We start from the raw sequence: 21,308 nt of genomic DNA, 5'->3' as shown, positions 1-21,308 counted from the left end.
CAGCAGTGGCAAGTGAACAGGAAGGCGACGACGTGACCTCCTCCCCCATCTCCCGGCGTGCGGTCCTGCGCGGCGGCGCGGCCGGCGGCCTCGGCATCGTGGTGGCCGGCAGCCTGGAAGCGATCGCCGGTCCGGCGGCCGCCCGGGCCGCGGTCCGCCCGGCGGTCGGCTACGGCGAACTCGTTCCGGACCCGGCTGGCCTGCTGGCCCTGCCGCCCGGCTTCTCGTACACCATCGTCGCCCAGGCGGGCGTGACCCTGCTCGAGTCGGGGCAGCCGACCCCGAGCGACGCCGACGGCACCGGCTGCTTCCGGGGCCCGAACGGCTCGGTGCTGGTGAACAACCACGAGATCGGCGGCGGCGAGCCGCACCCGGTGCCGGCGCTGGCCGGGCTGACCTACGACGCGGGCGCCCAGGGCGGCACCACCACCATCGAGGTGGACGGGCAGGGCCGGCGGCTGCGCGAGTACGTCAGCGTGGCCGGCACGCACAACAACTGCGCCGGTGGCATCACCCCGTGGGGCACCTGGCTGACCTGCGAGGAGACCGAGCAGCGGGCCGGCGGGAAGTACCTGAAGGACCACGGGTACGTCTTCGAGGTGGACCCGCACGACCGGGCCGCCAACCAGAACCCGGTGCCGCTGAAGTTCCTCGGCCGCTACTCGCACGAGGCCGTGGCGGTGGACCCGTACACCCACTCGATCTACCTGACCGAGGACGCGGGCGGCCCGAACGGCCTCTACTTCCGGTGGACCCCGCCGGCCGGCTTCCCCGGCGGCAAGGGCGCGCTGCGGGCCCTCGCCCAGCGCCCCGACGGGGACACCGCGGGCAGCCTCCAGGCGCTGAACTGCTGGCGGGGCAGCCAGCACGTCGCCGACCTGTCGGAGGCCACCACCCCGGGCACCCGCTACAAGGTGGAGTGGGTGGACGTGCCGGACCGGGACGCGAAGACCGTCTCGGTGCGCAAGCAGTTCACCGACGAGCAGGTGACCCGCAGCCGCAAGCTGGAGGGCGCCTGGTGGGCCGACGGCGGCGCCTACTTCGTGGCCAGCTTCGCCCGGCACGCCGACGGCAGCGTCAACGAGCACGACGGCCAGGTCTGGTTCTACGACCCGCGGACCGAGACGGTGACGCTGAAGACCATCTTCGGGGTGAACACCGACCCGGAGGCGGACCAGGGCAACTTCGACGGCCCGGACAACATCACCGTGTCGCCGTACGGCGGGGTGATCCTGGCCGAGGACGGCGAGGGCGTTTCGCACCTGGTCGGGGTGACCGAGCAGGGCAAGGCGTACCCGCTGGCCCGCAACGAGCTGAACGACAGCGAGTTCACCGGCCCGACGTTCAGCGCGGACGGCAGCATCCTGTTCGCCAACATCCAGTCCCCGGGTTACGTCTTCGCGATCACCGGCCCGTGGCGCCGGCCGAGCAACGCGGACGTCGACGCGTCCTGAGTGGAATCCTGACGGCCGGCGGTCCAGGTGGACCGCCGGCCGTCGGCGTCGCTGCGGGGCGTCAGCGGTGGGCGGCGGGGAAGCGCAGGCCGTCCAGGGCGATGGCCAGCACCCGGTCGCGCTGAGCGGGCTCGGGGAACTGGTACGCCATGATGCCGCCGATGAGCCGCACCACGTCGTCGAAGCTGGCGTCCGGCCGGGCCGCCCCGGCCGCCTGCGCGCGGCGCAGCAGCGGTTCGCCCGCGGCGTAGATCTCGGTGCGGCAGCTGCGGAACACGTCGGAGTCGTGGACCAGCTCCTCGGCGAGGGCCCGCTTGGTGCCGACGTAGGCGACGAACCGGTTCAGCCAGGCGACCAGGGCGTCCCACGGGGCAAGGTCCGCCAGGTCGGCGGCGGACCGGCTGAGCGCCCGCACCTCCTCGACGTAGACCGCCTCGAACAGGTCCCGTCGGCTGGGGAAGTTCCGGTAGAGCGTGCCGATGCCGACGCCGGCCCGGCGGGCGATCTCCTCCAGCGACGCGCCCGCACCGCACTCGCCGAACACCTCGCGGGCGGCCGCGATCAGCGCGTCGTAGTTCCGCCGGGCATCGGCCCGCTTCGGGCGCCGCGCAAAGATCTCTTCCAGCGGATCGGCGCTGGCCATGACGGGCGTCACCTCTCTCGCCTTGCAACCGGAGGCATCCCTCCGCTACGTTAGTGGAGGCACCCCTCCGGAACTGACCGGAGCCATGCCTCCGGATAGCTTACTCCGGGATTTCCGGCCGATTCCACCCGGCGCGATCGGCGAACCAGACATCGGACCCAGGAGGTCCCCCGCATGCCCGCAACCCGCTGAATCCCGGCAGCTCCGGCCGCCACCGGCGGATCACCGGCCGCGCCCGGCGCGAGCCGTCGCCCGATCCGCCCCGGGCGGCCCCCCGCGGTCCCGACGACCGCATCCCTCGGACGACCGACCGTCGCCCCCGACAGACCTGTCTTTCGTACGCGAACGGGAGCCCACTCCGTGATTGACACCGCCCGACGCGACTCGCGTCGGTTGACCTTCCTCGTCCTCTCGGCCGGCGCCGGCTTCTTCGCGATGCTGCAATCGCTGATCACCCCGGTGCTGCCGACCATCCAGCACGACCTGCACACCTCGCAGAACACCGTGACCTGGGTCCTGACCGCCTACCTGCTCTCCGCGTCGATCTTCACCCCGGTCCTCGGCCGGATCGGCGACATGGTCGGCAAGGAGCGGACCCTGGTCGTCTCCCTCGCCGCCCTCGCGCTGGGCTGCCTGCTGGCGGCCATCGCGCCGAACATCGGCGTGCTCATCGCCGCCCGGGTCGTCCAGGGCATCGGCGGCGCCGTCTTCCCGCTGTCGTTCGGGATCATCCGCGACGAGTTCCCCGCCGCGCGGGTGAGCTCGGCCGTCGCGGCGATCTCGGCGATCGTCGCCGCCGGCGGCGGGCTCGGCGTCGTCCTGGCCGGACCGATCGTCGCCACCCTGGGATACCGCTGGCTGTTCTGGATCCCGATGATCGTCGTCGGCCTCACCGCGCTCGCCGCGCACCGGTTCGTGCCGGAGTCGCCGGTCCGTACGCCGGGGCGGATCAACTGGGCCGCCACCCTGCTGCTCTCCGGCTGGCTGGTGGCGCTGCTGCTGCCGGTCAGCAAGGGCGCCACCTGGGGCTGGACGTCCGGCCGGGTGACCGGCCTGCTGGTGCTCGCCGGCGCCCTGCTGGTCGGTTGGCTGGTGGCCGAGGCCCGCTCGGCGAACCCGCTGATCGACATGCGGATGATGCGGCTGCCCGCCGTCTGGACGACCAACCTGGTCGCCCTGCTCTACGGCGCCTCGATGTTCTCCGTCTACGCCTTCCTGCCGCAGTTCGTGCAGATCCCGACCAGCGCCGGATACGGCTTCGGCGCGAGCGTCACCCAGGCCGGGCTGCTGATGCTGCCGATGCTCGTCGGCATGTTCGTCGCCGGCCTCGTCGCCGGCCGGCTGGCGGCCCGGTTCAGCGCCAAGGCACAGCTGACCACGGGCGCCGTGTTCAACGTGCTCGCCGCGGCGATGCTGACCGTCGCGCACGACACCCGCTGGGAGGTCGGTGCCGCCGGCGCCCTGGTCGGTCTGGGCATCGGGCTGGCGTTCGCCTCGATGGCCAACCTGATCGTGGCCAACGTGCCGCTCCGGCAGACCGGCGCGGCGACCGGCATGAACGCCAACATCCGCACCATCGGCGGCGCGATCGGCGCCGCGGTGGCCAGCAGCGTGATCACCGCCCACCCGCAGGCGAGCGGGCTGCCCCGGGAGGCCGGCTTCACCACGGGCTTCCTGCTGCTCACCGGCATCTCGCTGGCCGCCGCGCTGGCCGCCCTGGCCGTTCCCTCCGGCCGGCGGGCGGTGCGGCAGGACCGCGCGGAACCGTCGCCGCGGCGCACCGAGCCGGAGCTGACCGGCGAACTGGCGACGGCGGGAAGCTGACCCGCCGCAGCCGCGGGCCGGCCGGGCAACCGGCGGCCAGCGGCAGCACCGCGACGGCCGGCGGTCCGCAGTGGACCGCCGGCCGTCCGCGCCGGTCAGCCGATGGCCGAGGTCAACGCGGGCAGGTAGCCGTAGCGGTAGCCGTCGGCGTCCGGGTGGTACGCCTCGATCACCCCGCTGACGTCGTGGATCCACGGGTCGGCGGCGCAGACCCCGTGGCCCGCGAAGGCGGGCCGGGCGTCGACGAAGGTGGCCCCCGCCACGCCGGCCCGGCCGGCGATGACCCCGTTCAGCACGTCGGCGGCCTGATTGAGGATGGTCCGCTTGTAGGTGCTCATGGCCAGCAGCCCGCACCAGGTCGTCTCGAACAGCCGCGGGTAGCCGAGCACCACGAGCCGGGCGCTGGGGGCCCGGTTCCGGATGGCGGCATAGGTGGCGTCGAGCCGGCCGGGCAGCGTCGTGGTGGCGAACGCCTTGGCGCCGTTCACCGCGTTCTCGCAGGTGGAGGTGCTGCCGAACCGGCAGCTGGTCATCACGTCGGCGAAGCCGGCGTCGTTGCCGCCGATGGTGATGGTGACCAGGGTGGTGCCGCTGCTCAGCGCGCCCACCTGGCTGTTGATGACGTCCGCGGTGACCGCCCCGCCACAGGCGGGGAAGCGGAAGCTGGTGACCTGGTGGGCCGCGGCCCAGAGCGGGGCGTACGACTTCTCGCTGCGCAGGCAGGTGGAGAGGTCGTAGGGCCCGGCGCCGACCCCGGAGGAGTACGAGTCACCGAGGGCGACGTAGTTGACGGTGGCCGCCTGGGCGACGCCGGGGACGACGACGGCGCCGAGGGCGGCCGCGAGCAGCGCGGCCAGCGCGGCGCGGACGCGACGGGACATGACAGGACCTCCACGAGGCAGGGGTGGTGGAGCCCGTGGGCCGCGCGCGTGGCCGGGGGTGGGTGGCTTGTTACTAGTCGGTAATGGTATCGAAACGTTTCCACGAATTGAAGAGGTCAGCGCCCCGCAACGGGGGCGGACCTGTGCACAAGCGTCGATATACCTCGGCACGGAGTGGACCCCGGGCCGCGGGCCGGATCAGCTGGTGACCGGCACCGGTGCCGCGACCGCCGGGCCGGCCGCCTCGATCGCCCGGATGTGCCGGTACGCGAACCACAGCGGCGGGAACGCGCCGACGGCGAAGGAGAGGTCGACCAGCGTCCAGAACCAGGGGATGTCCCGGACCGGCCCGCAGATCAGCGCCAGCGGCACGATCCCGGCACAGGCGATCAGGCCGAGCTGGACCACCCAGACGTTGCGCACCGGGTCGCGCAGCGGCCCCCAGAAGGCCACCGCGAGGACCAGGTGGGCGAAGGCCAGCCAGTCGGTGCCGTAGCGCATGAACGGGTAGCGCTCGCCGGTCTCGACCAGTCCGGTGTGGACCCGCCCGATCCAGCGCACCAGCGCCGGGAGCTGGTCGGCGAGCGGGTCGAGCGCCCGCAGCAGCCACCGCACCTCGATCTCCAGCGGGAACGCGGTCACCCCGCTGAGGAACAGCCCCACCACCACGACCCACAGCCACCGGCGGATCCGCCGCAGGCGTACCTCGACGTCCATACCGGCAGCGTAGTGACGATCTTCGTCTCGCCGGGGTCCCGGACGGCCCGCCGGGGCCATGACCTCGCTCACCCATGCGCGGCCGCGCCGGGCGGGCGCGGGCGTCAGGCGCGCGGGCAGCCGTCGCGGTGCGCGACCGCCCGGGCGCCGATCAGCCGGGAGCGCCGCGCCGCCCGGTGGGGTGCGCAGGCGGCGCAGTCCTGGGCCGCGCGGGCGGCCCGGCTCGACCGGAGCCGGCCCGGGCCCGGGCGGGACGCCCCGGGGAAGGCGCCGGTGCGGGCCCCCTGGGACACGCCGGCCAGCCCGGCCGGCCGGGGCAGCGCCGCCTGGCGGGCGGCACGGAGCCGCACGCCGGCCGGGCGGACCACCCGGGCGGCCCCGGCGGCGACCCCGCGCGCCGGGCGGACGCCGTCGAGGACCAGGGCGAACCGCCGGCGCAGCCGACGCTCGCGCAGCCGGTCCAGGGCCACGCCGGCCGCGACGGTGGCGACGGCGGTGATCGTGCCGGCCAGCACCAGGGTCTGCCGGGGTCCGACGTGCTCGGCGAGCCAGCCGAGCAGCGGCGCGCCGACGGCGGCGGAGACCGAACCGGTGACCGCCAGGGCGGCCAGCACCCGGCCGCGCATGACGTAGTCCGTGTCGAGCTGGGCGCGGGCGCCGACGGTGGTGTCGATGACCACCGCGGCGGCCGCCACGGGCAGGATCACCGCGGCGAAGCTCAGCGTGCCCGGGGCCAGCCCGGCGACGATCTGCAGGCTGCTGCCGAGCAGGCCGGCCCCGACCAGCACGCCGTAGCCCAGCTCCCGGCGGCGGGCCGCGACGAGCGCGCCGAGCACCGTGCCGACGGCGAAGACGGTGGAGAGGAAGCCGTACCCGGACGCGCCGCCGCGCAGCGGCCCGTCGCTCATCGCCGCCATGGTCACCTGGTAGTTGCGGCCCAGGCTGCCGAGCACGAACGACAGCGCCAGGGCGACCAGCACCACGGGCTGGCGCAGCAGGTAGCGGAAGCCGGCCCGGATGCCGCCGTCCGTCAGGGCCGCGTCGGCGGCCGCCGCCTCGACGGTGTGCCGCTCCCCGTCGCGTACGGCGAACAGGGCGACGACGACCGCGACGAAGCTGGCGGCGTTGACGGCGAAGAGCAGCGCGGGGCCGACCGCGGCGACCACGACGGCGCCCAGGCTCATGCCGAGGATGCGGCCCGCCGAGTTGGTGAGGGAACCGAGCGCCAGGGCGTTGCCGAGGCTCTCCCGGTCCACCAGGGTCGACGCCCAGCGGCCCATCACCGGGCCCTCGATCGCCGACACCGCCCCGGTGACCAGCGAGATCGCGTAGATCGCCGGGAGCCCACCGGTGCCGGTGACGGCGACCACGGCCAGCCCGGCGGCGAGGGCCGCGTGCGCCGCCTGGGCGACGATCAGCAGCGGCTTGGCCGGCAGCCGGTCGGCCAACGCGCCGCCCCACACGCTCAGGACCAGCGTGGGCAGCGCCTGGAGCAGGACGGTGAGCCCCATGGTGGTGGCGGATCCGGTCTTCGCCAGCACGTACCAGTTGACCCCGAGAACCTGCATCCAGGTCCCGATGACCGACACGAACCCCGCGCCGGCCCAGATCCGGTAGTTGCGGTGGCGCAGCGCGGCGAACGTGGCGCCGAGGGCCATGAGCGTTTCCCCGTCCAGACGGTGACACGACGAAGCCGGACCCGCGCGGGTCCGGCCAGCGGACAAGTCTGGCGGCGGTTAAACCTTCTGGCGACAATTGGTGAGCGGGTTCACCGGCGGGGTCGGGCGTCCGGGGCGGCCCGGGCACGAACCGGACCCGGACGCCGCGACACCCCGGGCCCGCCCGGGACCGGGGTGTCGGTGGGCGTGCGGGTCAGCGGGCCGCGAGCGGCTCCCGGGCCGGGTCCACCGGCGCGGGTAGCTCACCCACCCCGCCCAGGTGGGCGTGGATGGCCGCGGCGGCGGCCCGCCCCTCGGCGATCGCCCAGACGATCAGCGACGCGCCCCGGTGCATGTCGCCGGCGACGAAGACCCCGTCGACGTCGGTCTGCCAGTCGGGGCGGGCGTCGACCGCGCCGCGGGTGTTGCGAGCCACCCCGAGCTGGGCGAGCAGCGGCTGCTCCTCGGTGCCCTCGAAGCCGATGGCCAGCAGCACCAGGTCGGCCGGGAGCTCCCGTTCGGAGCCGGGCAGCACGCTGACGATCCGCCGGCCGTCCCGCTTCTCCACGGTCACCTCGGCGATGCGGACCGCCCTGACCTGGCCGGTGCCGTCGTCGACGAACTCCTGCACCGCCACCGCGAAGACCCGCTCCCCGCCCTCCTCGTGGGCCGGGTAGTTGCGCAGGATCCACGGCCAGGTCGGCCACGGGTCCCGGCCGGCGTCCCGGCCGGCCGGCGGCTCCGGGTAGAGGTCGAGCTGGTGCACGCCGGCGGCGCCCTGCCGGTGGGCCACCCCGAGACAGTCGGCGGCGGTGTCGCCACCGCCGATGATCACCACGTGCTTGCCGGCCGCGTCGATCGGGGTGCCGTCCGGCAGGGTGGCCAGCGCCGGCCGGCCCTCGCCCGCCGCCGCCACCACCCGGTTGGCCGCCACCAGGTGCGCCATCGCCTGGTGTACGCCGCGCAGCGCCCGGCCCGGCGTCTCCGGCGTGTCCCGGCCCTGCAGCGCGCCGCAGGCGAGCAGCACCGCGTCGTGCTCGGCGCGCAGCTCCGCCGCGGTCACGTCGACACCGACGTTCACCCCGGTCCGGAAGCGCACCCCCTCGGCGGAGAGCTGCGCCAGCCGCCGGTCGATGTGCTGCTTCTCCAGCTTGAAGTCGGGGATGCCGTACCGGAGCAGACCGCCGAGCGCGTCGTCCCGCTCGTACACGGTGACGGTGTGCCCGGCGCGGGCGAGCTGCTGCGCGGCGGCCAGGCCGGCGGGGCCGGAGCCGACCACGGCGACCGACCTGCCGGTCGGGGCGGGCAGCGGGCGGGGGCGCAGCCCGCCGCGGGCCACCGCCGCGTCGGCGATCTCCACCTCGACCTGCTTGATGGTGACCGGCTGCTGCCCGCCGAGGCCGAGCACGCACGCCGCCTCACAGGGCGCCGGGCAGAGCCGCCCGGTGAACTCGGGGAAGTTGTTGGTGGCGTGCAGCGACTCCACCGCGGCGTCCCAGTTGCCGGTGCGGACCAGGTCGTTCCAGTCCGGGATGCGGTTGCCCAGCGGGCAGCCGTCGTGGCAGAACGGGATGCCGCAGTCCATGCACCGGGTGGCCTGCTCGCGGATCAGTTCCTCGCCGGCCGGCGGGTACACCTCCCGCCAGTCCAGGATCCGCACCGGCACCGGCCGGCGCGCGGGCAGCCGCCGGTCGTAGCGCAGGAAACCGTTCGGGTCAGGCACGAGCCACCTCCTGGGCGACCGCCCGCGGGGCGGGCGGCACCGGCGCGGCGAGGGCACTCATCACCGCGTCGTCGACGTCGTGGCCGGCGGCTTCGGCGGCCCGCATGATCTCCAGCACCCGGCGGTAGTCCCGGGGCACCACGGCGGTGAACTCCTCGACCGCCTCCGGCCAGCGCTTGAGCAGCTCCTCAGCGACCGCGGAGTCGGTCTCGGCGAAGTGCCGCTGGACCAGCTCGTGCAGCCGGTCCCGCTCCTCGTCGCGCAGCGGCGACAGGTCGACCAGCTCGGTGTTGACCAGCCGCCGGTCCAGCTGCCACACGTACGCGGTGCCCCCGGACATGCCGGCGGCGAAGTTGCGCCCGGTCCCGCCGAGCACCACCACCGTGCCGCCGGTCATGTACTCGCAGCCGTGGTCGCCGACGCCCTCGACGACGGCCACCGCACCGGAGTTGCGCACCGCGAACCGCTCGCCGACCCGGCCGCGCAGGAACACCTCGCCGCCGGTCGCGCCGTACAGGATGGTGTTGCCGGCGATGATCTGGTCCTCGGCCCGCTGCCCCGGGTCGGCCGCGCCGGCCACGAACGGCGCGGCGGCGTCCGGGCGGATGACGATCCGGCCGCCGGAGAGGCCCTTGGCGACGTAGTCGTTGGCGTCGCCGTGCAGGCGCAGGGTCACCCCGCGCGGCAGGAACGCGCCGAACGACTGGCCGGCGGTGCCGTGCAGCAGGAACTCGATGGTGTCGGCGGGCAGGCCGGCGCCACCGAAGCGGCGGGTCACCTCGCCGCCGAGCATCGCGCCGACGCTGCGGTGCTCGTTGCGGACCGCCACCTCGACCCGGACCGGGGTGCCGTCCCGCAGCGCCGGCTCGGCCAGCGCGATGAGCTCGTTGTCCAGCGCCGCCTCCAGGCCGTGGTCCTGGGCCCGGATCCCGCGCCGGGCCGCGCCCTCGGGCAGTTCCGGCAGGTGCAGGACCCGGCCGAGGTCGAGCCCGTGCCCCTTCCAGTGGTCGATGGCCGGGGTGAGGTCGAGCAGCTCGGTGTGCCCGATGGCCTCCTCGATGCTGCGGAAGCCCAGCTCGGCCAGGTAGCCCCGGACCTCCTCGGCGAGGAAGAGGAAGAAGTTCTCCACGAACTCCGGCCGGCCGGTGAAGCGCTCGCGCAGCACCGGGTTCTGGGTGGCGATGCCGACCGGACAGGTGTCCAGGTGGCAGACCCGCATCATCACGCAGCCCTCGACGATCAGCGGGGCGGTGGCGAAGCCGAACTCCTCCGCGCCGAGCAGCGCCGCGACCAGCACGTCCCGGCCCGTCTTGAGCTGGCCGTCGACCTGCACGGTGACCCGGTCGCGGAGCTTGTTGAGCAGCAGCGTCTGCTGCGCCTCGGCCAGGCCCAGCTCCCACGGGGTGCCGGCGTGCTTGAGCGAGTTGAGCGGGGACGCACCGGTGCCGCCGTCGTGGCCGGAGATCAGGATGACGTCGGCCTTGAGCTTGGCCACGCCGGCCGCGACGGTGCCCACCCCGACCTCGCTGACCAGCTTGACGTGCACCCGGGCGGCCGGGTTGACGCACTTCAGGTCGTGGACGAGCTGGGCCAGGTCCTCGATGGAGTAGATGTCGTGGTGCGGCGGCGGGGAGATCAGGCCGACGCCGGGGGTGGCGTGCCGGGTCCGGGCGATCCACGGCCAGACCTTGTTGCCGGGGAGCTGGCCGCCCTCGCCGGGCTTGGCGCCCTGGGCCATCTTGATCTGCAGGTCGTCGGCGTTGACCAGGTATTCGCTGGTCACCCCGAACCGGCCGCTGGCGATCTGCTTGACCGCCGAGCGGCGCTCGGGGTCGTGCAGCCGCGCGACGTCCTCGCCGCCCTCGCCGGTGTTGGACTTGCCGCCGAGGCGGTTCATCGCGATGGCCAGGGTCTCGTGCGCCTCCGCCGAGATCGACCCGTACGACATGGCGCCGGTGGCGAACCGCTTGACGATCTCGCCGGCCGGCTCCACCTCCGCCAGCGGCACCGGCGGGCGGACGCCGGCGCGCAGGGTGAACAGGCCGCGCAGCGAGCCGGCCCGGGCGGCCAGCTCGTCGACCTTGGCGGTGTACTGCCGGAAGACGTCGTACTGGCGGCTGCGGGTGGCGTGCTGGAGCAGGAAGACCGTCTCCGGGTTGAACAGATGCAGCTCACCCTCGCGGCGCCACTGGTACTCGCCGCCGACCTCCAACCGGTCCGAGGGCTGCGCGCCGGGGGCCGGCCAGGCGAGGCCGTGCCGCGCGGCCACCTCGGCGTGGATCTCGTTCAGCCCGATGCCGCTGATCGTGCTCGGGGTGCCCCGGAAGTAGCGCTCGACCAGCCGGGTGTCCAGGCCGACCGCCTCGAAGACCTGCGCCCCGCAGTACGACGAGACCGTCGAGATGCCCATCTTGGACATGATCTTCAGGACGCCCTTGCCGAGCGCCTTGACGTAGTTGCGGACCGCCTTCTCCGGGTCGACGCCGACCAGCGCCTCGGTGGAGATCATGTCCTCCACCGACTCGAAGGCCAGGTACGGGTTGACCGCCGCCGCGCCGTAGCCGATCAGCACGGCCGCGTGGTGCACCTCGCGGCAGTCGCCGGACTCGACGATCAGCGCCACCTGGGTCCGCGTCTGCTCGCGCACCAGGTGCTGGTGCACCGCGGCGGTGAGCAGCAGCGACGGGATCGGGGCCAGGTCGGCGTTGGAGTCCCGGTCGGAGAGCACCAGGATCCGCACGCCGTCCTCGATCGCCTCGGAGACGTGCCGGCAGATCTCGGTGAGCCGGGCCTTGATGCCGGCCCCGCCGTCGCGGACCCGGTAGAGCCCGGAGACCCGGACCGCCTTGAAGCCGGGCAGGTCGCCGTCCTCGTCGATGGAGAGGATCTTGGCCAGCTCGTCGTTGTCGATCACCGGGTAGGGCAGCACGATCTGCCGGCAGCTCGCCGGGCCCGGGTCGAGCAGGTTGCCCTCCGGCCCGATGGTGCACGCCAGGCTGGTCACCAGCTCCTCCCGGATGGCGTCCAGCGGTGGGTTGGTGACCTGGGCGAAGAGCTGGTGGAAGTAGTCGTAGAGCAGCCGCGGCCGGGTCGAGAGCGGGGCGATCGGAGTGTCCGTGCCCATCGAGCCGATCGGCTCCGCGCCGTTGCGGGCCATCGGGGCGAGCAGGATCTTCAGCTCCTCCTCGGTGTAGCCGAAGGTCTGCTGCCGGCGGCGTACCGAGTCGTGGGTGTAGACGATGTGCTCGCGCGGCGGCAGCTCGTCCAGCTCGATCAGGCCGGCGTGCAGCCACTCGTCGTACGGCTGGGCGGCGGCCAGCTCGGTCTTGATCTCGTCGTCGGAGACGATCCGGCCGTTGACCGTGTCGACCAGGAACATCTTCCCCGGCTGGAGGCGGCCCTTGGCCACCACGGTGGCCGGGTCGAGGTCGAGCACGCCCGCCTCGCTGCCCAGCACCACCAGGCCGTCGGCGGTCCGCCACCAGCGGCCGGGGCGCAGCCCGTTGCGGTCGAGCACCGCGCCGACGATCTCGCCGTCGGTGAAGGCGACCGAGGCGGGGCCGTCCCACGGCTCCATCAGGCTGGCGTGGAAGCGGTAGAAGGCGCGCTTGTCCGCGCGCATGTCCGGGTCGTTCTCCCACGCCTCGGGGATCATCATCAGCACCGCGTGCGGCAGGCTCCGCCCGGCCAGGTGCAGCAGCTCCAGAACCTCGTCGAAGTTGGCCGAGTCGGAGGCGCCGGGGGTGCAGACCGGGAAGACCCGACGGATGTTGCCGGGCAGGTCCGGGGAGCGGAGCAGCGCCTCCCGGGCCTGCATCCAGTTGCGGTTGCCGCGGATCGTGTTGATCTCGCCGTTGTGCGCGATGAACCGGTACGGGTGGGCCAGCGGCCAGGACGGGAAGGTGTTGGTGGAGAACCGCGAGTGCACCAGGGCGATCGCGCTGACCACCCGCTCGTCGGTCAGCTCGGGGTAGAACGCCGGCAGCTGGTCCGGGGTGAGCATGCCCTTCCACACCATGGTCCGGCCGGAGAGCGACGGGAAGTACGCCGGCACGCCCCGCTCGGCGGTCTCCCGCTCCGTCTGCTTGCGTACGCAGAAGGCCACCCGGTCCAGCTCCAGCCCGCCGAGCGGGGAGCCGGCCGGGCCGGCGGGCGAGTCGGTGAGCCGGTGCGCGGCGAGGAAGAGCTGCCGGACCCGGGGCATCGCCGCCAGGGCGGTCTCGCCGAGGCCGGCCGGGTCGGTGGGGACCTCCCGCCAGCCGAGAACGTCGGCCCCCTCGACCAGCGCGTACTTCTCCACCACCTGACGGGCGCGCGCCTCGGCGGCGTCGTCGTCGGGGAGGAAGACCAGGCCGGTGGCGTACTGACCGGCGCGCGGCAGCGGGAAGTCGACGACCGCGCGGAGGAACGCGTCCGGCACCTGGATCATGATTCCGGCGCCGTCACCGGTGTTGTGCTCCGCGCCCCGGGCACCCCGGTGGTCCAGCCGGCAGAGCGCCCCGAGGCCGTTCGCGACGACCTCATGCGACCGGCGACCGTGCAGGTCGGCCACGAAGGCCACACCGCAGGCGTCGTGCTCGTGGGCGGGGTCGTACAGCCCCGCCTGGGGGGCCGGCTGGGGGCTGAGAGGGTACGGAAAGGCCACCGGGCCTCCTGTCGTCACTCAGGTTGGATCATGGTCGGGACGACGTCGGCCCTACGTGGGTTTTATTGAGTCTACGTTAGGGCGTCCGGCGCAAGGCCAGTTCAGATTGATCACACTTCCAGATCGTGGGACGTGTAGTCTCGCGCGGTGGATGTCGTACGCACTGACGTGCTCGACCGGTTGGAGCGGTTCTACGACGCGGTGCCCCGGGATGCAGCCCGTGCGGAGGAATACGGACCGCTGGTGCTCTTCGTCCGGGACGGCGCCGGTTGGCCGTTCTACGCGCGACCCCGGCTCGACGCGAGCGGGCCGCCCTCGCTGGCCGACGTGACGGCGGTCCGCGCCCGGCAGCGGGAGCTGGGCCTGCCGGAGGCGTTCGAGTGGGTGCACGAGGTCACCCCGGACCTGCTCGCCGTGGCCCGCTCGGCGGGGCTGTCCGTGCTGGAGGCGCCGCTGATGGTGCTCGACCCCGCCCGCCTGCCCGACCCGGCGACGCTCAGCGACGTACCGGTGCGGGTCCTCGACCCGGCGGAGCCCGGCTTCGCGGCCGACGTGGCGGTGCGCCGGGCCGTCGCGGCGGTCGGCTTCTCCAACGGCGGCACCGCGCGCGGCGGGGCCGGCCCGGCCGAGCGGGACGCGGCGGTCGCCCGCCTGGACGTGGCCGCGCTGGAGGAGGAGGCGGTGCGGATCGCCGACGGCCGGCGGATCTCGGTGCTCGCCGACACCCCCAACCAGGGGGCGCTGGCCAGCGGGATGGCGATGCGGGTCGACGACGTGGCGGAGATCGCCGGGGTGGCCACCCTGCCGGTGGCCCGCCGGCGCGGTCTCGGCGCGGCGGTCACCGCCACCCTGGCCCGGGAACTGCTCGCGGCCGGCACCGACCTGGTCTTCCTCTCCGCCGGCAGCGAGGAGATCGCCCGGGTCTACCTGCGGGTCGGCTTCCGCCGGGTCGGCACCGCCTGCATCGCGGAGCCGGCCGCCCTGCTCGGCTGAGCGGCGCCCGCCGGCCGGTCAGGCCGGCGGATGCCAGGCGGCGGCCGCCGCGGCCGCGGTGCTGCGCAGCCGGGGGCTGATCGTGCCGAGGGCGGCGTCGCGGGCGCGCAGCGCCAGCCGGCCCCGGGTCTGCAGCACCGCCGACATCCGGCGGGTCTGCCGCACCATGGTCGCCGCGCGGGGCCGGCGCACCCGGTCGTACGCGGCCACCGCGTCGGGAAGCCGGGACTCGCGCAGCAGCGCGGCGAGGGTGGCCGCGTCCTCGAAGGCGAGGCAGGCGCCCTGCCCGAGGTGCGGCGGCATGGCGTGCGCGGCGTCGCCGAGCAGCACCACCCCGCCCGGGCCGGCCGGGAACCCGTAGGCCCGGGGCAGCGGCCGCAGCTCGCGGATCTCCTGCTGCACCAGGTCCGCCGGGTCGGTGGCGTCGAGCAGCTCGGCGATCGGGGCGGGCCAGCCGGCGTACCAGCGTTTGAGCAGGGCCAGCTGGGTCTCCGGCGGCTCCGGTCGGGGCGCCCCGGCGGCCGTGGCCACCCAGTAGACGCCGCCCCGGCTCGACCCGCCGGCCCCGCCGCGGTCCCCGAGCGAGGCGGCCACGAAGCGGTAGCCCGCGCCGAGCACCTCCCCGCCCACCTGCTGCTCGGCGGCGAGCCGGGGCACCCGGTACCAGGGAATCACCGCCCGCCAGGCGGCGCAGCCGGAGCTGACCACGGCCGCCTCGGGCGCGAGCTGGCGACGGATCTCGCTGTCGGTGCCGTCGGCGGCGACCACCAGGTCCGCCTCGACGGTGTGCCGGCCGTCGCCGACCGCCGGGCGCTCCCCGGAGACCGCGCGCACCGTCCGCACCGTCACCCCGGTACGCAGCTCGACCTGGTCGCCCAGCCCGGCGATCAGCGCGTCGTGGAGGTCCTCCCGGTGCACCACGACCGGCATCCGCTCGGCCGGCGCGGGGCGGGGCTGGACCAGCCAGTGCCCGTCGGGGCGGCGTACGCCGCCGTCGGGGAGCGGGGTGGCGATCGCGTCCAGCCCGGCGCCGAGCCCGAGGGCGCGCAGCGCGCGTACCCCGTTGGGCCAGAGCACGACGGCGGTCGGCTCCGGACGGACCCGGTCGGCCCGTTCGAGGAGGGTGACCCGCCAGCCGGAGCGGGCCAGCACGCCGGCCACCGCCAGCCCGCCGAGGCCGGCGCCGACCACCACCGCGGTACGCATGACTCCCCCGCTCAGCTGTCCCGGTCGACGGGGCGGGAGCCGGTGGCGCCGGCCCGGTCGTCCCCGGTGGGCGCCGCCGGGTCCCCGGCTGCAGCCGGGGCGTCGGCGTCCCGGTCGCCGGCCGGCGAGCGGGCCTCGGCGTCCGCGCCGTCCGCCACCGGCTCCTCGTCGGGGAGCACACCGGTGTCCCGGTACGCGCGGAACTGCTCCTCGTTCACCACCCGGTAGCCCTCCGGCGCGACCGGGCGCGCGCCGGCCTCGCGGGCGGCGAGGTCGACCTGCGACACGTCGCCACCGGCGGGCGGCACCGGGGCGGCGGGGACGCCGACCGGGACCAGGTACTCGCGGGGACCCCGGACCCGCAGGAAGTAGGCCAGGGCGCCGAGGAAGACCAGCGCCGCGGTCCACACGTTGAGCCGCAGGCCGAGGACGTGGTTGGCCTCGTCGGTGCGCATCAGCTCGATCCAGAACCGGCCCGCGGTGTAGCCCATCACGTAGAGCGCGAACGCCCGGCCCCGGCCGAGCCGCAGCTTCCGGTCGAGGACGAGGACCAGGGCGGCGACGCCCACGTTCCAGAGCGCCTCGTAGAGGAAGGTCGGGTGGTAGAGCCCGGGCTGCAGGACCGGGTTGCCGGCGTCGTCGCGCAGCGCGTGGCCGGGATTGTCCGGGTCCATCACGTGCACCTCGAGCCCCCAGGGCAGGCCGGTACGGCCGCCGTAGAGCTCGTTGTTGAACCAGTTCCCGAAGCGGCCGACCGCCTGGGCCAGCGGCAGGCCCGGGGCCAGCGCGTCGGCCACCACGCCGAGCGGGATGCCGAGCTGCCGGGCGGCGATCCAGGCACCGATCGCCCCGCCGGCGACGGCACCCCAGATGCCGAGGCCGCCCTCCCAGATGGCGAACGCCTTGAGCGGCTGGCCGTGCTCGCCGAAGTACTTCTCGGGTGAGGTGATCACGTGGTAGATCCGCGCGCCGACGATGCCGGTCGGCACCGCCCAGACCGCGATGTCGAGCACCGCGCCCGGCGCGACGCCGCGCTGGCGGAGCCGGCGCTCGGTGACCACGCAGGCCACCACGATGCCGACGATGATGCAGAGTGCGTACGCCCGGACCGGAACGGGTCCGAGCTGCCAGACGGCGGTGCTGGGGCTGGGCAGGGCCGCCAGTGGGGTCATCGGGGCGAGGGTCACGGGTGAACACGCTACCGCTGCCGAGGGTGCTCGCGGCACCCGGTCCGGTCGCCTTCGCGAGCCGCATGACTTGGGGTATGCACCGTCGTAGGCTCTTTGTCCATGAGCGGGCTGCGCTGGGCGGTCGCCGCGGTCGTCGTCGACCAGGCCGGTCGGGTGCTGCTCTGCCGGCAGGCCGGCGCCGGCCGGCGCTGGGCGCTGCCCGGCGGGCGACCGCGCCACGACGAGAGCCCGCTCGCCGCCGCCATCCGCGAGATCCGCGCGGAGACCGGCTGGGAGGTCGACCTCCTCGACCTGGTCGGCCTCTACCGGCTCGGCGTCCCCGACGCTCCCCCACCCCCGGCCGGGCGCTGCGGCACCCCGCCGGACGTGCTGGTCCACGTGTTCCGGGCCCGGGTCCGCGCCGGCCGTCCGGCCGCCGCACCGACGGACGGCTGCCACCTCGCCTGGCACCCGCCGGACGCGCTCCCCGACGTGCTGACCCCGACCACCCGGGCCGCCCTCGCCGACGCCCTCGCCGGCCGGTCCGGCGTGCTGGGTGAGGCGCGGGCGGAGCCGGTCGCCCCCGGGCCCCGGGCTGAGCCGCCGGGGCCGCTCGTCGACCCGTCACGCCCGGCCCGAACCGCCTGATCCGGCGGCCGCGCTCCCGCCGGTCAGGCCCGGAGCGTCACCACCACAGCGAAACGACCGGGGGCGCCGTGCCGGAGCGTCAGCGGACCGGGTTGCGGACGCCCTCGGCGAGTTCGGCGCTCAGCGTCCGCAGGGCGGCCAGACCGGCGGCCTGGTCCGGGGCGTCCAGCACGCAGCGGACCAGCGCGCTGCCGACGATGACGCCGTCGGCGTACCCGGCGACGGTGCCGGCCTGCGCGCCGGTGCCCACGCCCAGCCCGACGCCGAGCGGCAGGTCGGTGACCTCGCGCAGCCGGGAGACGAGGATCGGGGCCGCCTGGGACGTCTGCGCCCGGGCGCCGGTGACCCCCATGATCGCGGTGGCGTAGACGAAGCCGCGGCAGTGCTCGACGGTCATCTTCAGCCGGGCGTCGGTGGACGACGGGGAGACCAGGAACGTCCGGTCCAGGCCGTACGCGTCGGAGGCGGCCAGCCACTCGCCCGCCTCGTCCGGGATCAGATCCGGGGTGATCAGGCCGGTGCCCCCGGCGGCGGCGAGGTCGCGGGCGAACGCGTCCACGCCGTACTGCTCGATCGGATTCCAGTAGGTCATGGTGACCACCGGCGCGCCGGTCGCCGCGACCGCCTCGATGACGCGCAGGGCGTCGGCGGTGCGTACGCCGCCGGCGAGGGCGATGTCGCTGGCCTTCTGGATGACCGGGCCGTCCATCACCGGGTCGGAGTAGGGAATCTCCACCTCGATGACGTCCACGCCCGCCTCGACCATCGCCTTCATCGCGGCGATGCTGCCCTCGACGGTCGGGAACCCGGCCGGCATGCAGCCGACCAGGACGGCCCGTCCGTCGGCGCGGGCCTTGTCGAAGGCGACCCCGATCCGGCTCACGATCTCACTGCTCCTTGTCGAGGATGCCGAAGTAGCCACCGGCGGTGTGCACGTCCTTGTCGCCCCGGCCGGAGAGGTTGACCACGATGACCGGCTCCCGGCCCAGCTCGGCGGCGAGCTGCGGGGCGATCTTCAGGGCGCCGGCGAGCGCGTGCGAGCTCTCGATCGCCGGGATGATCCCCTCGGTGCGGCAGAGCAGCTCGAACGCGGCCATCGCCTCGTCGTCGTTGACCGGCAGGTACGTCGCCCGGCCGCTGTCGTGCAGCCAGGCGTGCTCCGGCCCGACCCCGGGGTAGTCCAGGCCGGCCGAGATCGAGTGCGACTCGATCGTCTGGCCGTCCTCGTTCTGCAGCACGTAGGTCCGGGTGCCGTGCAGCACGCCGGAGGAGCCGCCGGTGATGCTGGCGGCGTGCCGGCCCGTCTCGACGCCCTCGCCGCCGGCCTCGAAGCCGTACAGCCGCACCCCGGTGTCGGGGACGAAGGCGTGGAAGATGCCGAGCGCGTTGGAGCCGCCGCCCACGCAGGCCGCGACCGCGTCCGGCAGCGCGCCGGTCAGGTCGAGGCACTGCCGGCGGGCCTCCTCGCCGATGCCGCGCACGAAGTCCCGGACCATCTCGGGGAACGGGTGCGGGCCGGCGGCGGTGCCGATCAGGTAGTGGGTGTCGTCGACGTTGGCGACCCAGTCCCGCATCGCCTCGTTCATCGCGTCCTTGAGGGTCCGCGAGCCGGTGGTGACCGGGACGACGGTGGCGCCGAGCATCCGCATCCGAGCCACGTTGAGCGCCTGCCGCTCGGTGTCCACCTCGCCCATGTAGACCACGCACTCGAGGTCGAACAGGGCGGCGGCGGTGGCGGTGGCCACGCCGTGCTGGCCGGCGCCGGTCTCGGCGATCACCCGGGACTTGCCCATCCGCTTGGTGAGCAGTGCCTGGCCGAGCACGTTGCGCACCTTGTGCGCGCCGGTGTGGTTGAGGTCCTCCCGCTTGAGCAGGACCCGCGCTCCCGCCTTCGCGGAGAACCGCCGGGCCTCGTAGAGCATGGACGGGGTCCCGGCGTAGTCGCGCAGCAGGGCGTCGAACTCGGCGAGGAAGGCCTCGTCGGTCATCGCCTTGCGGTACGCCGCGTCCAGCTCGTCCAGCGCGGCGACCAGCGCCTCCGGGACGAACCGACCGCCGAACCGGCCGAAGTGGCCGGCGGCGTCGGGGACCTGGCCGGCCCCGGTCGAGGCGTCGACGCTCATCGCGGTGTCCTCTCCTCAGGTGTCGGGACCCGGCGCGGGTCAGCGCACCGGGCGGGGCGTGGCCGGGTGGTTGCCGGCGTTGACCAGCTCGGCGACCGCCTCGCGGGGGCTCTTCTGGGTGACCAGGCCCTCGCCGACCAGGACCGCGTCGGCGCCCGCCGAGGCGTACCGGATGAGGTCGTGCGGGCCGCGCACGCCGGACTCGGCGATCTTGACGACGCTGCTCGGCAGGCCGGGCGCGATCCGCTCGAACACCGAGCGGTCGACCTCAAGGGTACGCAGGTCACGGGCGTTGACCCCGATCACCTGCGCGCCGGCCTCCAGGGCCCGGTCGGCCTCCTCCTCGGTGTGCACCTCGACCAGCGCGGTCATGCCGAGCGACTCGATCCGCTCCAGGAGCCCGACCAGCGCGTTCTGCTCCAGCGCGGCGACGATCAGCAGCACCAGGTCGGCGCCGTGGGCCCGCGCCTCGTGCACCTGGTAGCTGGAGATCACGAAGTCCTTGCGGAGCACCGGCACCTGCACCGCGGCGCGCACGGCGGCCAGGTCGTCCAGCGACCCGCCGAACCAGCGCCCCTCGGTCAGCACGCTGATCGCCCGCGCGCCGCCGGCCGCGTACTCGCCGGCCAGGTCGGCCGGGTCGGCGATCTCGGCGATCCGGCCCTTGGACGGCGACGAACGCTTGACCTCGGCGATCACGGCCACGCCGGGCCGGCGCAGGGCGGCGTACGCGTCCAGCGGCGGCGGTGCGGCGGCGGCCAGCTCCCGGATCCGCTCCAGCGGAACCTGCGCCTGTCGCCGGGCCACGTCCTCGCGGACGCCGGCCAGGATCTCGTCGAGCACGCTTGCGGACGCCGCCGAACCGGCGTCGTCCCCCTCCGCGTGCGCATGCTCAGCAGTCACCAACGGACTCCCCTCTCCGGGTGTCATGGGCCGATGCTAGGTGGCGCCACCTGGCGACAAGTCCCGGGGGTATGGCGCTCCTCACGAAATGGGCTGTGGCATGATGACCGACTTCCGGTGAACACGGTGTCACGCAGCGCCACCGTGTCGATCGGCCGCCGCCCGGGCACGCCCCGCACCCGCGGCCATGGCATCGACAGTGGCCCATGACCTATCTCACCACGCCCGTCCCGGCCGCGCAGGACGGTGACGTCCCTCGATGCTGTGACCAAGCTCAAGGACGAACGGCCCTGCCCAGGTCGCCGGGGCTGACGGAGAGTTGACCTGCGCTTCATGGCGGCGAAACGTGAGCCCGGCAGCATCGGGCTCGGGCAGACTCGACGAGGCGGCTGCCAATCGTCGCCAACGATCTCGTGCGGGGTGACCATGAGCACCAGCGGGCCGAACCAGACCATCGACTTCACCACGATCTCCCGGAGCGTCGCGTCGCTCGCCGTCGGCGTGGTGCACACCCTCGAACGCGCCATGGCCGGCGACGGCCGGATGCGGACCGCCCGCGGCAACGCCTGGGAGGCGGTCTGCGCCGACCGGGCCCGGGCCGCGCAGCGCCGCGAACTGGACCGCCTGGTGGCCGAGCTGGCCGCCGCCCGGGCCGCAGCCGGGGCCGCGGTCCGCGAGCGCCGCGACGCGCGCGACGCCACGCCGGTCAGCTGACCAACCC

16 protein-coding genes are annotated in these 21,308 nt (G+C 74.7%); 5 read left to right on the top strand and 11 right to left on the bottom strand.

Annotation, left to right across the window (positions count from 1 at the left end; translation table 11 throughout):
- Positions 1 to 32 precede the first annotated feature (32 nt).
- Positions 33 to 1,454 (top strand): alkaline phosphatase PhoX, encoded by a 1,422-nt coding sequence (locus Q2K19_RS20500; RefSeq protein ID WP_302762989.1) that lies wholly within the window; start codon positions 33 to 35, stop codon positions 1,452 to 1,454.
- A gap of 61 nt (positions 1,455 to 1,515) precedes the next feature.
- On the opposite strand, the gene Q2K19_RS20495 is transcribed toward Q2K19_RS20500, so the two are convergent.
- On the bottom strand, positions 1,516 to 2,109 hold the full coding sequence (locus Q2K19_RS20495; protein WP_302762987.1) for a TetR/AcrR family transcriptional regulator: 594 nt from the start codon (positions 2,107 to 2,109) through the stop codon (positions 1,516 to 1,518).
- Positions 2,110 to 2,457: 348 nt separating this feature from the next.
- On the opposite strand from Q2K19_RS20495, the gene Q2K19_RS20490 reads away from it, so the two are divergent.
- Entirely contained in the window at positions 2,458 to 3,921 is a 1,464-nt protein-coding gene (locus tag Q2K19_RS20490) for an MFS transporter (protein WP_302762985.1), read from the top strand.
- Between the two features lie 95 nt (positions 3,922 to 4,016).
- Here Q2K19_RS20490 and Q2K19_RS20485 read toward each other — a convergent pair whose 3' ends face one another.
- From Q2K19_RS20485 to gltB, 5 genes are all read right to left on the bottom strand, one after another.
- Complete coding sequence (locus Q2K19_RS20485; protein ID WP_302762983.1) at positions 4,017 to 4,802, bottom strand: SGNH/GDSL hydrolase family protein; 786 nt, start codon at positions 4,800 to 4,802, stop codon at positions 4,017 to 4,019.
- Between the two features lie 198 nt (positions 4,803 to 5,000).
- Positions 5,001 to 5,519, bottom strand: a complete 519-nt coding sequence (locus Q2K19_RS20480; protein ID WP_302762981.1) for a hypothetical protein — start codon at positions 5,517 to 5,519, stop codon at positions 5,001 to 5,003.
- A gap of 104 nt (positions 5,520 to 5,623) precedes the next feature.
- Entirely contained in the window at positions 5,624 to 7,177 is a 1,554-nt protein-coding gene (locus Q2K19_RS20475; RefSeq protein WP_302762979.1) for an MFS transporter, read from the bottom strand.
- A 214-nt stretch (positions 7,178 to 7,391) separates the two neighbouring features.
- Positions 7,392 to 8,900 (bottom strand): glutamate synthase subunit beta, encoded by a 1,509-nt coding sequence (locus Q2K19_RS20470; RefSeq protein WP_302762977.1) that lies wholly within the window; start codon positions 8,898 to 8,900, stop codon positions 7,392 to 7,394.
- Positions 8,893 to 13,545: a glutamate synthase large subunit gene (gltB, locus tag Q2K19_RS20465; RefSeq protein ID WP_302762976.1), complete on the bottom strand. Its 4,653-nt coding sequence runs from the start codon at positions 13,543 to 13,545 to the stop codon at positions 8,893 to 8,895. The genes Q2K19_RS20470 and gltB overlap by 8 nt, the downstream gene beginning before the upstream one ends.
- A gap of 147 nt (positions 13,546 to 13,692) precedes the next feature.
- Between gltB and Q2K19_RS20460 the strand changes: the two genes are divergently transcribed.
- On the top strand, positions 13,693 to 14,538 hold the full coding sequence (locus Q2K19_RS20460) for a GNAT family N-acetyltransferase (protein WP_302762975.1): 846 nt from the start codon (positions 13,693 to 13,695) through the stop codon (positions 14,536 to 14,538).
- Positions 14,539 to 14,556: 18 nt separating this feature from the next.
- On the opposite strand, the gene Q2K19_RS20455 is transcribed toward Q2K19_RS20460, so the two are convergent.
- A complete protein-coding gene (locus Q2K19_RS20455; protein ID WP_302762974.1) occupies positions 14,557 to 15,744 on the bottom strand; it encodes an FAD-dependent oxidoreductase in 1,188 nt (395 codons plus the stop codon).
- Between the two features lie 11 nt (positions 15,745 to 15,755).
- Positions 15,756 to 16,931, bottom strand: a complete 1,176-nt coding sequence (gene lgt, locus Q2K19_RS20450) for a prolipoprotein diacylglyceryl transferase (RefSeq protein ID WP_302762973.1) — start codon at positions 16,929 to 16,931, stop codon at positions 15,756 to 15,758.
- Between the two features lie 102 nt (positions 16,932 to 17,033).
- Between lgt and Q2K19_RS20445 the strand changes: the two genes are divergently transcribed.
- Complete coding sequence (locus Q2K19_RS20445; protein WP_302762972.1) at positions 17,034 to 17,561, top strand: NUDIX hydrolase; 528 nt, start codon at positions 17,034 to 17,036, stop codon at positions 17,559 to 17,561.
- A gap of 79 nt (positions 17,562 to 17,640) precedes the next feature.
- Here Q2K19_RS20445 and trpA read toward each other — a convergent pair whose 3' ends face one another.
- From trpA to trpC, 3 genes are read right to left on the bottom strand one after another with little or no spacing between them, the layout of a single operon-like run.
- Positions 17,641 to 18,444 carry a tryptophan synthase subunit alpha gene (trpA, locus tag Q2K19_RS20440; protein WP_302762971.1) on the bottom strand — a complete coding sequence of 268 codons (804 nt, stop codon included), beginning with the start codon at positions 18,442 to 18,444 and terminating at the stop codon, positions 17,641 to 17,643.
- A 4-nt stretch (positions 18,445 to 18,448) separates the two neighbouring features.
- Positions 18,449 to 19,684, bottom strand: coding sequence for a tryptophan synthase subunit beta (gene trpB / locus Q2K19_RS20435; protein WP_302762970.1), 1,236 nt, complete (start codon positions 19,682 to 19,684; stop codon positions 18,449 to 18,451).
- A 39-nt stretch (positions 19,685 to 19,723) separates the two neighbouring features.
- Positions 19,724 to 20,527, bottom strand: a complete 804-nt coding sequence (trpC, locus tag Q2K19_RS20430; protein ID WP_302772666.1) for an indole-3-glycerol phosphate synthase TrpC — start codon at positions 20,525 to 20,527, stop codon at positions 19,724 to 19,726.
- A gap of 486 nt (positions 20,528 to 21,013) precedes the next feature.
- Between trpC and Q2K19_RS20425 the strand changes: the two genes are divergently transcribed.
- A complete protein-coding gene (locus Q2K19_RS20425) occupies positions 21,014 to 21,301 on the top strand; it encodes a hypothetical protein (RefSeq protein WP_302762969.1) in 288 nt (95 codons plus the stop codon).
- The last annotated feature ends 7 nt before the right edge of the window (positions 21,302 to 21,308 follow it).

This window comes from Micromonospora sp. NBRC 110009 (assembly GCF_030518795.1).
Lineage (GTDB): Bacteria > Actinomycetota > Actinomycetes > Mycobacteriales > Micromonosporaceae > Micromonospora.
Note: the sequence above shows the minus strand (reverse complement) of the source record. Positions and strands in the feature narration are given on the sequence as shown.

Coding starts and splice junctions, on each gene's coding strand:
- Q2K19_RS20485 (WP_302762983.1), bottom strand. CDS start 4,802: ATGTCCCGTCGCGTCCGCGCCGCGCTGGCCGCGCTGCTCGCGGCCGCC.
- Q2K19_RS20480 (WP_302762981.1), bottom strand. CDS start 5,519: ATGGACGTCGAGGTACGCCTGCGGCGGATCCGCCGGTGGCTGTGGGTC.
- Q2K19_RS20475 (WP_302762979.1), bottom strand. CDS start 7,177: ATGGCCCTCGGCGCCACGTTCGCCGCGCTGCGCCACCGCAACTACCGG.
- Q2K19_RS20455 (WP_302762974.1), bottom strand. CDS start 15,744: ATGCGTACCGCGGTGGTGGTCGGCGCCGGCCTCGGCGGGCTGGCGGTG.
- Q2K19_RS20445 (WP_302762972.1), top strand. CDS start 17,034: ATGAGCGGGCTGCGCTGGGCGGTCGCCGCGGTCGTCGTCGACCAGGCC.
- trpB (WP_302762970.1), bottom strand. CDS start 19,684: ATGAGCGTCGACGCCTCGACCGGGGCCGGCCAGGTCCCCGACGCCGCC.
- Q2K19_RS20425 (WP_302762969.1), top strand. CDS start 21,014: ATGAGCACCAGCGGGCCGAACCAGACCATCGACTTCACCACGATCTCC.